Genomic DNA, 8,990 nt, shown 5'->3' with positions numbered 1-8,990 from the left:
ACTAAAATGGCAAAGCAAAAAATTCGTATTCGTTTGAAAGCTTACGACCACAGAATTCTTGATCAATCCGCGGAGAAAATTGTTGAAACAGCAAAACGTTCCGGTGCTGGTGTATCCGGTCCGATTCCGCTTCCTACTGAAAAACAAATCATTACTATTCTTCGTGCGGTGCACAAGTACAAGGATTCTCGGGAGCAATTCGAGCAACGCACTCACAAGCGTTTGATCGACATCGTTAACCCGACTCCACAAACTGTGGATGCCTTGATGCGCTTGGATCTGCCGTCCGGTGTAGATATCGAAATCAAACTGTAATATATAGCAACAAACAAGACCACGTATAAAGGAAAAGAGGTGTCAACATGAAAGGTATCTTAGGAAAAAAACTTGGAATGACTCAAGTGTTTACCGCTGAAGGTAACGTAGTTCCAGTAACGGTTATCGAAGCAGGCCCTTGTGTTGTTTTGCAAAAGAAAGATCTTGAGAACGATGGCTACGAAGCAGTTCAAATCGGTTTCTCCGATAAGAAAGAGAAAAATGCTAACAAGCCAGAAGCAGGACACGCTAAAAAAGCGAATACTGCACCTAAGCGCTACGTTCGTGAGCTTCGCGGCATCAACATCGCGGAATATGAAGTTGGCCAAGAACTGAAAGCTGACATTTTCGCTGAAGGCGAATTCGTTGACGTAACGGGTATTTCTAAAGGTAAAGGTTTTGCCGGCGTAATCAAACGTTGGGGACAAAGCACTGGACCTATGTCTCACGGTTCGCGTTACCACCGTGGCCCGGGTTCGATGGGTTCGATCCAAGCTAACCGCGTTCCTAAAGGCAAACACTTGCCAGGACACATGGGACATGAAACAGTTACAATCCAACGTCTTGAAGTTGTAAAAGTAGACGCTGAGCGTAACGTTATCCTTGTTAAAGGTTCCATCCCTGGTGCGAAAAACAGCCTTGTAAAAGTTAAAGAAACGGTGAAAAAATAACCACTGAAGAAAGGAGGAACACAAAATGCCAAAAGTATCAGTTTACAATGTAGATGGTAGCCAAGTAGGTGAAGTTGAACTGAATGATGCTGTATTCGGAATTGAGCCGAATCAACACGTTCTGTACGATGCAGTTCTTATGCAACGCGCTTCCCTTCGTCAAGGTACCCACAAAGTAAAAGGACGTTCTGAAGTACGTGGCGGTGGACGTAAGCCTTGGAAACAAAAAGGTACAGGTCGCGCTCGTCAAGGTTCGATTCGTTCTCCACAATGGAAAGGCGGCGGTATCGTATTTGGTCCGACTCCACGGAGCTATGCGTACAAACTGCCTAAGAAAGTTCGCCGTCTGGCGATCAAATCAGCACTTTCTTCCAAAGTGCAAGACAATGACATTATCGTTTTGGATGCTCTGACTCTGAGCGCTCCTAAAACTAAAGAATTTGCAGCTATCTTGAATAACCTCAAAGTAGGTCGCAAAGCTTTGATCGTAGCACCTAGCTATGATGATAATGTAGCTCTTTCCGCACGGAATATTCCTGGCGTGAAATTCGTAGCTGCTGACGGCATTAATGTTCTTGACGTGCTTGGGCACGACAAACTGATCATTACGAAAGAAGCAGTTCAGAAGGTAGAGGAGGTGCTCGCGTAATGAAGGATCCTCGTGATATTGTTAAACGTCCGATTATTACGGAACGTACTGCTGACATGATGAACGACTTGAAATATGTATTTGAAGTCGATATCCGTGCAAACAAAACCGAGATCAAAAAAGCGGTTGAAGCTATTTTCGGCGTAAAAGTGAAAAACGTGAACACTCTTCGTGTTCCAGCTAAACCGAAACGGTACGGTCGTTATTCCGGATATACAAGCGAATGGAAAAAAGCTTTTGTGACGCTGACACAAGACAGCAAAGCGCTTGAGTTCTTTGAAACTGTATAATTGAAATTTTTGAAGTAAGGAGGGAAAACTAGTGCCAATCAAAAAGTATAAACCAACATCCCCGGCAAGACGGAACATGTCCGTTTCTACATTTGAGGAAATCACCACAGATAAGCCGGAGAAATCGTTGTTGGCCCCGCTGAGCAAACAAGCAGGCCGCAACAATCAAGGTAAAATTACAGTTCGTCACCACGGTGGTGGACATAAACGTAAATACCGTATCATCGACTTCAAACGTACTAAAGATGGAATACCGGGCCGCGTTGCTACAATCGAGTATGACCCGAACCGTACTTCCAACATTGCATTGATTCACTATGCTGATGGTGAGAAACGTTACATCATCGCTCCTAAAGGTCTGAAAGTTGGAGATCAAGTATTCTCCGGTCCTGACGCAGACATCAAAATCGGTAACGCACTGCCACTCGAAAACATTCCAGTAGGTACCGTTATCCACAACATCGAGTTGAAACCAGGTAAAGGCGGACAATTGGTTCGTGCAGCTGGTACAGAAGCTCAATTGCTTGGTAAAGAAGAAAAATACGTTTCCGTTCGTCTCTCTTCCGGAGAAGTTCGTCGTATTCTGAAAGTTTGCCGCGCAACAATCGGATCTGTTGGTAACCAAGACCACGAGCTCATCAAAATCGGTAAAGCCGGTCGTAGCCGTTGGTTGGGTCAACGTCCTGAGGTTCGTGGTGTGGTAATGAACCCTAACGATCACCCTCACGGTGGTGGTGAAGGTCGTGCTCCTATCGGACGTAAATCGCCAATGTCACCATGGGGTAAACCTACTCTTGGTTACAAAACGCGTAAGAAAAATAAAGCTTCTGATAAATACATCATCCGTCGCCGCACGAAGTAATACACACTGTGCATAACTTCGTGAGGCATCTGCGGATGCATAAAAGCTATGTTTGAAGGGAGGATCTCCACATGAGTCGCAGTTTGAAAAAAGGGCCATTCATTGATGGCTACATGCTCAAGAAGGTAGAAGAGATGGAAGCATCAGGCAAGAAGAATGTTATCAAAACCTGGTCCCGTCGTTCTACAATTTTCCCACAATTCATCGGACACACATTTGGCGTTTACGACGGTCGTAAACACGTGCCAGTGTATGTAACTGAGGACATGGTCGGACACAAACTGGGTGAGTTCGCTCCAACCCGTACGTACAAAGGCCATACTGATGATGACAAGAAAACAAGAAGATAAATGAACATCTCTAATGTTTGAGAGGAGGTTACACAATGGAAGCAAAAGCACATGCTAAGTTTATCCGGATTGCTCCTCGTAAAGTTCAACTCGTTGTTGACTTGATTCGCGGCAAGCAAGTAGGTGAGGCGGTTGCCATTCTCCGTCACACTCCGAAATCCGCTTCTCCAGTTGTTGAGAAGTTGCTTAACTCCGCTATTGCGAATGCGGAACATAACTATTCTTTGGATGTTAATAACTTGGTGATCTCGCAAGTATACGTAAACCAAGGACCAACGATGAAACGTTTCCGCCCTCGTGCAATGGGACGTGCAAGTCGTATTAACAAACGTACTAGCCACATCACTTTGGTGGTATCTGAAAAGTAGAAGGAGGGAAAACGTGTGGGCCAAAAGGTAAATCCAGTCGGACTTCGTGTCGGAGTTATCCGTGACTGGGAGTCTAAATGGTATGCAGGCAAAGACTTCGGTGATCTTTTGATGGAAGACGTGAAAATTCGTGAATTCCTCAAAAATAAATTGAAAGACTCCGCTGTATCTCGTGTAGAAATTGAGAGAGCAGCTAACCGCGTAAACGTAACGATTCACACTGCGAAACCAGGTATGGTAATCGGTAAAGGTGGATCTGAAGTTGAAAATCTTCGTAACCAAATTACGAAAATTGCTGGCGGTAAAAAAGTACACATCAACATCTCTGAAATTAAAAACCAAGACCTGGACGCAATCCTGGTAGCAGAAAGCATTGCACAACAATTGGAACGTCGTGTTTCTTTCCGTCGTGCGTTGAAACAAGCTATTCAAAGAACTATGCGCTCCGGTGCTAAAGGTATTAAAACTCAAGTAGGCGGACGTCTTGGCGGTGCTGAGATTGCACGTTCTGAAGGCTACAGCGAAGGAACTGTTCCACTGCACACACTGCGTGCTGATATCGACTATGGTACAGCAGAGGCACATACAACTTACGGACGTATCGGCGTAAAAGTATGGATCTATCGTGGAGAGGTTCTTCCTACGGCTAAGAAACAAGCTGTTAAGGAAGGAGGCAACTAATCATGTTGGTACCAAAACGCGTAAAACACCGTAAGCAACAACGCGGACATATGAAAGGCCAAGCTAAAGGCGGAACTACACTGAACTTTGGCGAATACGGTCTGCAAGCTACGGAACCGGCTTGGATTACGAACCGTCAGATCGAAGCGGCTCGTATCGCGATGACTCGTTACATCAAACGTGGTGGTAAAGTCTGGATCAAAATTTTCCCTGACAAACCAATCACTCAAAAGCCTCTCGAGGTTCGGATGGGTAGCGGTAAAGGTAACGTAGAAAAATGGGTTGCAGTAGTGAAACCAGGTAAGATCATGTTTGAACTTGCTGGTGTACCGGAGGATATTGCTCGCGAAGCAATGCGTCTTGCCGCTCACAAACTGCCAATCAAAACGAAGTTCGTGAAACGTGAAGAATTGGGTGGTGAAGCAAATGAAAGCTAGTGAATTTCGCAACCTAACCTCTGCTGAAATCGAGCAAAAGATTGCCGGATTTAAAGAAGAACTCTTTAACCTCCGCTTTCAACTCGCTACCGGTCAGCTGGATAACCCGACTCGAATCCGTGATGTGCGGAAAGAAATAGCTCGTGCTAAAACCATCATCCGTGAAAGAGAACTGGGAATCGGTTAATCAGAGGTCGGATATATTCCGTCCGTAATCAGGAAGGAGGCCAACAATGAGCGAAGAACGTAACGCACGTAAAGTGCAAATCGGTAAAGTGGTCAGCGATAAAATGGACAAAACGATCGTTGTTGCTGTAGAAACCTACAAAAAACACGACTTGTACCATAAACGTATCAAGTACACTAAAAAATTCAAAGCGCATGACGAAGAAAACACTGCGAAAATCGGTGACACGGTGAAAATCATGGAGACTCGTCCGCTTTCGAAAGATAAACGCTGGAGACTTGCTGAAGTCGTAGAAAAAGCGGTTATCATCTAATGCATTAGCAGCATAGCTGAAAGGAGGAATTCTAAATGATTCAACCATTTACACGTTTGGCTGTAGCCGACAACTCCGGTGCGAAGGAACTGATGTGTATTCGCGTACTGGGCGGAACGGGACGTCGTACAGCACAAATCGGTGATCTGATCGTTTGTTCTGTAAAACAAGCAACACCAGGCGGCGTTGTCAAAAAAGGTGATGTAGTAAGAGCGGTTGTCGTTCGTACGAAACGTTCTGTACGTCGTAAAGACGGTTCCTACATCGGTTTTGATGAAAATGCAGCTGTTGTTGTAAAAGACGACAGAAGCCCACGTGGAACACGTATTTTCGGACCTGTTGCTCGTGAACTTCGCGAGAAAGACTTCATGAAAATCGTTTCCTTGGCCCCAGAGGTTATCTAATAGATTATGCTCGTGATGTTTAGAAACAGGAGGTGTACGAAATGCCAAGAGTGAAAAAAGTTCTGGAATCCCATAACAACAAACTTCACGTTAAAAAGGAAGATACGGTTATGGTGATCAGCGGTAAAGACAAAGGCAAAAAAGGCCGTGTCATCGCTGCTTATCCTCGTGAAAACCGCGTCCTTGTGGAAGGTGTTAACATGGTGAAAAAACACCAGAAGCCTAACCAGCAAAACCCGCAAGGCGGCATTATCGAGAAGGAAGCTCCGATTCACGTTTCCAACGTGATGCACATCGATCCAAAGAGCGGAAAAGTAACCCGTATCGGTTACAAAGTGTTGGATAACGGTAAGAAAGTGCGCGTTGCAAAACGTTCCGGAGAAATTATCGACTAATTGAACCGAATGAGAAAGGAGGGCTATGATTCATGGCATCAAGAATGAAAGAACGTTACCTGCAAGAAATCGCTCCTGCTTTGATGCAGAAGTTTAACTATACAACGGTAATGCAAGTGCCGAAAATCGAGAAAATCGTTATCAACATGGGTGTGGGCGACGCTGTCCAAAACTCCAAAGTGTTGGATTCCGCAGTAAACGATTTGCAACTGATCGCAGGTCAAAAACCTGTAATCACTCGTGCGAAAAAATCTATCGCAGGTTTCAAACTGCGTGAGAACATGCCTATCGGTGTGAAAGTAACATTGCGCGGCGAGCGTATGTACTACTTCCTCGATAAATTGTTCAACGTTACACTTCCACGTGTACGTGACTTCCGTGGTGTATCGAGCAAAGCGTTCGATGGTCGCGGTAACTACACTCTGGGTCTGAAAGAGCAATTGATCTTCCCAGAGATCGAGTATGATAAAGTAGACAAAGTCCGCGGTATGGATATTGTCATCGTAACAACGGCGAAAACAGACGAAGAGTCCCGCGAGTTGCTCACGCAACTGGGAATGCCTTTCGTTAAATAATGTTGGCATAAACGTTCCGGGTGTCTGGAAAGACTCCCTTTTCTCCGAAATTATTTAGGAGGTGTCAGGCTAAAGTGGCAAAAACTTCGATGAAAGTTAAACAACAACGTACACCAAAGTTTAAAGTACGTGCTTATACACGCTGCGAGCGTTGCGGTCGTCCACATTCGGTACTGCAAAAGTTCAAAATTTGCAGAATTTGCTTCCGTGAATTAGCTTATAAAGGCCAGATCCCTGGCGTGAAAAAAGCAAGCTGGTAAAAAGTCCTGAACGGGAAGGAGGTTAACTCACAATGACTATGTCTGATCCAATTGCAGATATGCTTACTCGTATTCGTAACGCGAACACAGTTCGTCACGAAACGGTAGAAATGCCTGCTTCGACAATGAAAAAACAAATCGCCGATATCTTGAAGCGTGAAGGTTTCATCCGTGACGCTGAATTTATCGAAGATAACAAACAAGGGATTATCCGTGTTTTCTTGAAATACGGTCAAAATAACGAGCGCGTTATCACTGGTCTGAAAAGAATCAGTAAACCTGGTCTTCGTGTTTACACGAAAAGCAATGAAGTACCTCGTGTACTTGGCGGCCTGGGTATCGCGATCATCTCGACATCCAAAGGTGTTATGACGGACAAAGAAGCTCGTCAAGCAAAATCCGGCGGAGAAGTCGTTTGCTACGTTTGGTAATATAACGTCACAAGATAGGAGGTGCAACACATGTCTCGTATTGGTCGCAAACCAATTACAGTACCAAGTGGTGTAGACATCACTTTGGACAATTCCGTTATTACGGTAAAAGGACCAAAAGGAACTTTGACTCGTGAGCTTCATAAAGACATGAAGGTTACAGTTGAAAACAACGAAATTACAGTTGTGCGTCCTTCCGATAACAAAACTCACCGTTCTTTGCACGGTACAACACGCAGCGTTGTCAGCAATATGGTGAGCGGCGTAACTGAAGGATTCGCAAAATCTCTGGAGCTGGTTGGGGTCGGATATCGTGCAAGCAAATCCGGAGATAAAATCGTTCTGAACGTTGGATACTCTCACCCGGTTGAAATTACACCGGAAGCGGGAATTGAGTTCGAAGTACCTTCGAACACTAAAATCATCGTTCGCGGTATCGATAAAGAGCGCGTAGGTGCTTACGCTGCTAAAATTCGTTCCGTTCGTGAACCTGAGCCGTACAAAGGTAAAGGTATCAAATATGAAGGCGAGCGTATCATCCGTAAGGAAGGTAAAGCCGGTAAGAAGAAATAAGATTTCTCTTACCGCCTTTTCGCGGCTTTCGGCTTGCTTGCTTCGTGTGTTTCTAATATACCCCGTGGCTTCCGGTTTGAAGCCAGCGAGGTAACCTGAAAGGAGTGAATCCCTGAGATGATTACGAAACAGGATAAAAACAAGGCTCGTCTGAAAAGACACTTGCGCGTTCGTAAAAAAATCCAAGGAACGGCAGCACGTCCTCGTTTGAACGTATTCCGTTCTGGTAAACATATGTACGCTCAAATCATCGATGATGTAGCTGGTGTAACGATCGCTTCCGCGTCTACTGTAGACAAAGAATTGAGCGGCGACATCAAAAACGGTGCATCTGTTGAATCTGCTCGCAAAGTTGGCGAACTCGTTGCTAAACGTGCGAAAGACAAAGGTGTTTCCAACATCGTATTTGACCGTAGCGGATATCTGTACCATGGTCGTATCGCAGCATTGGCTGAAGCGGCTCGTGAAGCAGGACTTGAGTTTTAAGATATTTTTCAAAAGGAGGTTAACGACTTGCGTGTAGATCCGAATACTTTGGAACTGTCTGAAAGAGTAGTAAACATTAATCGCGTAGCTAAAGTAGTAAAAGGCGGACGCCGTTTCAGCTTTAGCGCACTGGTTGTAGTCGGCGACGGCAACGGCTGGGTTGGAGCGGGTATCGGTAAAGCGGGCGAAGTACCTGATGCAATTCGCAAAGGTATTGAAGATGCTAAGAAAAACCTTGTACACGTTCCACTCGTAGGAACTTCGATTCCTCACTTGGTAACAGGTAAGTTCGGCGCAGGACGCGTTCTGCTGAAGCCAGCATCTGAAGGTACTGGTGTTATCGCTGGTGGTCCTGTACGTGCGGTTCTCGAACTTGCTGGTGTGGGTGACATTTTGACAAAATCTCTGGGTTCTTCGAATTCCATGAACATGGTCAATGCGACTTTGGAAGGTTTGTCCCGTTTGAAGCGTGCTGAAGACGTGGCTAAACTGCGCGGAAAATCCGTCGAAGAGCTTCTGGGTTAGGAGGGAATTCTCATGGCTAAATTAGAAATTACCCTCGTCCGCAGCTTGATCGGACGTCCGGAGACGCAAAGAACAACTGTGAAAACATTGGGTTTGCGCAAAATCAACAGCAAAGTGATTCAAAACGATAATCCAGCCATCCGTGGTATGATTAACAAAGTGAGTCACTTGGTATCTGTTAAAGAAGTAGAAGCTTAATAAACGGGAATAATCCCACA

General features: G+C 45.1%; 20 protein-coding genes. All 20 read left to right on the top strand.

Annotated features, from left to right (window positions below; genetic code table 11):
* Positions 1-6 precede the first annotated feature (6 nt).
* Complete coding sequence (gene rpsJ / locus HNR77_RS25045; protein WP_017692074.1) at positions 7-315, top strand: 30S ribosomal protein S10; 309 nt, start codon at positions 7-9, stop codon at positions 313-315.
* A 47-nt stretch (positions 316-362) separates the two neighbouring features.
* Entirely contained in the window at positions 363-986 is a 624-nt protein-coding gene (rplC, locus tag HNR77_RS25040; RefSeq protein ID WP_184190219.1) for a 50S ribosomal protein L3, read from the top strand.
* A gap of 25 nt (positions 987-1,011) precedes the next feature.
* Entirely contained in the window at positions 1,012-1,635 is a 624-nt protein-coding gene (gene rplD / locus HNR77_RS25035) for a 50S ribosomal protein L4 (RefSeq protein WP_111271025.1), read from the top strand.
* Complete coding sequence (rplW, locus tag HNR77_RS25030) at positions 1,635-1,925, top strand: 50S ribosomal protein L23 (RefSeq protein WP_110899281.1); 291 nt, start codon at positions 1,635-1,637, stop codon at positions 1,923-1,925. Before rplD ends, rplW begins: the two co-directional genes overlap by 1 nt.
* A 31-nt stretch (positions 1,926-1,956) precedes the next feature.
* Positions 1,957-2,787 carry a 50S ribosomal protein L2 gene (gene rplB, locus HNR77_RS25025; protein ID WP_076292169.1) on the top strand — a complete coding sequence of 277 codons (831 nt, stop codon included), beginning with the start codon at positions 1,957-1,959 and terminating at the stop codon, positions 2,785-2,787.
* 71 nt (positions 2,788-2,858) lie between these two features.
* A complete protein-coding gene (gene rpsS, locus HNR77_RS25020; protein WP_056697694.1) occupies positions 2,859-3,137 on the top strand; it encodes a 30S ribosomal protein S19 in 279 nt (92 codons plus the stop codon).
* A gap of 35 nt (positions 3,138-3,172) precedes the next feature.
* Positions 3,173-3,505, top strand: coding sequence for a 50S ribosomal protein L22 (rplV, locus tag HNR77_RS25015; RefSeq protein ID WP_110899282.1), 333 nt, complete (start codon positions 3,173-3,175; stop codon positions 3,503-3,505).
* A gap of 15 nt (positions 3,506-3,520) precedes the next feature.
* Positions 3,521-4,186, top strand: coding sequence for a 30S ribosomal protein S3 (gene rpsC, locus HNR77_RS25010; RefSeq protein ID WP_184190217.1), 666 nt, complete (start codon positions 3,521-3,523; stop codon positions 4,184-4,186).
* A gap of 2 nt (positions 4,187-4,188) precedes the next feature.
* A complete protein-coding gene (rplP, locus tag HNR77_RS25005; RefSeq protein WP_076292170.1) occupies positions 4,189-4,623 on the top strand; it encodes a 50S ribosomal protein L16 in 435 nt (144 codons plus the stop codon).
* Positions 4,613-4,810 carry a 50S ribosomal protein L29 gene (gene rpmC / locus HNR77_RS25000; RefSeq protein WP_017692083.1) on the top strand — a complete coding sequence of 66 codons (198 nt, stop codon included), beginning with the start codon at positions 4,613-4,615 and terminating at the stop codon, positions 4,808-4,810. The genes rplP and rpmC overlap by 11 nt, the downstream gene beginning before the upstream one ends.
* A gap of 46 nt (positions 4,811-4,856) precedes the next feature.
* Complete coding sequence (gene rpsQ, locus HNR77_RS24995) at positions 4,857-5,123, top strand: 30S ribosomal protein S17 (protein ID WP_184190215.1); 267 nt, start codon at positions 4,857-4,859, stop codon at positions 5,121-5,123.
* Between the two features lie 35 nt (positions 5,124-5,158).
* Positions 5,159-5,527 (top strand): 50S ribosomal protein L14, encoded by a 369-nt coding sequence (gene rplN, locus HNR77_RS24990; RefSeq protein WP_090905289.1) that lies wholly within the window; start codon positions 5,159-5,161, stop codon positions 5,525-5,527.
* Positions 5,528-5,568: 41 nt separating this feature from the next.
* Positions 5,569-5,922 carry a 50S ribosomal protein L24 gene (gene rplX / locus HNR77_RS24985; protein ID WP_090924672.1) on the top strand — a complete coding sequence of 118 codons (354 nt, stop codon included), beginning with the start codon at positions 5,569-5,571 and terminating at the stop codon, positions 5,920-5,922.
* Positions 5,923-5,954: 32 nt separating this feature from the next.
* The gene (gene rplE, locus HNR77_RS24980) at positions 5,955-6,497 is read left to right on the top strand and encodes a 50S ribosomal protein L5 (RefSeq protein ID WP_111271027.1); all 543 of its coding nucleotides are present in this window, start codon (positions 5,955-5,957) and stop codon (positions 6,495-6,497) included.
* Between the two features lie 74 nt (positions 6,498-6,571).
* On the top strand, positions 6,572-6,757 hold the full coding sequence (locus HNR77_RS24975; protein WP_013312154.1) for a type Z 30S ribosomal protein S14: 186 nt from the start codon (positions 6,572-6,574) through the stop codon (positions 6,755-6,757).
* 32 nt (positions 6,758-6,789) lie between these two features.
* Positions 6,790-7,188, top strand: coding sequence for a 30S ribosomal protein S8 (rpsH, locus tag HNR77_RS24970; protein WP_110899286.1), 399 nt, complete (start codon positions 6,790-6,792; stop codon positions 7,186-7,188).
* 30 nt (positions 7,189-7,218) lie between these two features.
* Positions 7,219-7,761: a 50S ribosomal protein L6 gene (gene rplF, locus HNR77_RS24965; RefSeq protein WP_110899287.1), complete on the top strand. Its 543-nt coding sequence runs from the start codon at positions 7,219-7,221 to the stop codon at positions 7,759-7,761.
* 117 nt (positions 7,762-7,878) lie between these two features.
* Positions 7,879-8,247, top strand: a complete 369-nt coding sequence (rplR, locus tag HNR77_RS24960; protein ID WP_184190213.1) for a 50S ribosomal protein L18 — start codon at positions 7,879-7,881, stop codon at positions 8,245-8,247.
* 27 nt (positions 8,248-8,274) lie between these two features.
* Complete coding sequence (gene rpsE / locus HNR77_RS24955) at positions 8,275-8,772, top strand: 30S ribosomal protein S5 (protein ID WP_024633574.1); 498 nt, start codon at positions 8,275-8,277, stop codon at positions 8,770-8,772.
* 12 nt (positions 8,773-8,784) lie between these two features.
* Complete coding sequence (rpmD, locus tag HNR77_RS24950; RefSeq protein ID WP_111271028.1) at positions 8,785-8,970, top strand: 50S ribosomal protein L30; 186 nt, start codon at positions 8,785-8,787, stop codon at positions 8,968-8,970.
* Positions 8,971-8,990 lie beyond the last annotated feature (20 nt).

Source organism: Paenibacillus sp. JGP012, assembly GCF_014203995.1.
GTDB lineage: Bacteria > Bacillota > Bacilli > Paenibacillales > Paenibacillaceae > Paenibacillus > Paenibacillus silvae.
The sequence above is the reverse complement of the archived record's forward strand: the minus strand, read 5'-3'. Positions and strand labels throughout refer to the sequence as shown.

Coding starts and splice junctions, on each gene's coding strand:
- rpsJ (WP_017692074.1), top strand. CDS start 7: ATGGCAAAGCAAAAAATTCGTATTCGTTTGAAAGCTTACGACCACAGA.
- rplC (WP_184190219.1), top strand. CDS start 363: ATGAAAGGTATCTTAGGAAAAAAACTTGGAATGACTCAAGTGTTTACC.
- rplD (WP_111271025.1), top strand. CDS start 1,012: ATGCCAAAAGTATCAGTTTACAATGTAGATGGTAGCCAAGTAGGTGAA.
- rplW (WP_110899281.1), top strand. CDS start 1,635: ATGAAGGATCCTCGTGATATTGTTAAACGTCCGATTATTACGGAACGT.
- rpsS (WP_056697694.1), top strand. CDS start 2,859: ATGAGTCGCAGTTTGAAAAAAGGGCCATTCATTGATGGCTACATGCTC.
- rplV (WP_110899282.1), top strand. CDS start 3,173: ATGGAAGCAAAAGCACATGCTAAGTTTATCCGGATTGCTCCTCGTAAA.
- rplP (WP_076292170.1), top strand. CDS start 4,189: ATGTTGGTACCAAAACGCGTAAAACACCGTAAGCAACAACGCGGACAT.
- rpmC (WP_017692083.1), top strand. CDS start 4,613: ATGAAAGCTAGTGAATTTCGCAACCTAACCTCTGCTGAAATCGAGCAA.
- rpsQ (WP_184190215.1), top strand. CDS start 4,857: ATGAGCGAAGAACGTAACGCACGTAAAGTGCAAATCGGTAAAGTGGTC.
- rplN (WP_090905289.1), top strand. CDS start 5,159: ATGATTCAACCATTTACACGTTTGGCTGTAGCCGACAACTCCGGTGCG.
- rplX (WP_090924672.1), top strand. CDS start 5,569: ATGCCAAGAGTGAAAAAAGTTCTGGAATCCCATAACAACAAACTTCAC.
- rplE (WP_111271027.1), top strand. CDS start 5,955: ATGGCATCAAGAATGAAAGAACGTTACCTGCAAGAAATCGCTCCTGCT.
- rpsH (WP_110899286.1), top strand. CDS start 6,790: ATGACTATGTCTGATCCAATTGCAGATATGCTTACTCGTATTCGTAAC.
- rplF (WP_110899287.1), top strand. CDS start 7,219: ATGTCTCGTATTGGTCGCAAACCAATTACAGTACCAAGTGGTGTAGAC.
- rplR (WP_184190213.1), top strand. CDS start 7,879: ATGATTACGAAACAGGATAAAAACAAGGCTCGTCTGAAAAGACACTTG.
- rpmD (WP_111271028.1), top strand. CDS start 8,785: ATGGCTAAATTAGAAATTACCCTCGTCCGCAGCTTGATCGGACGTCCG.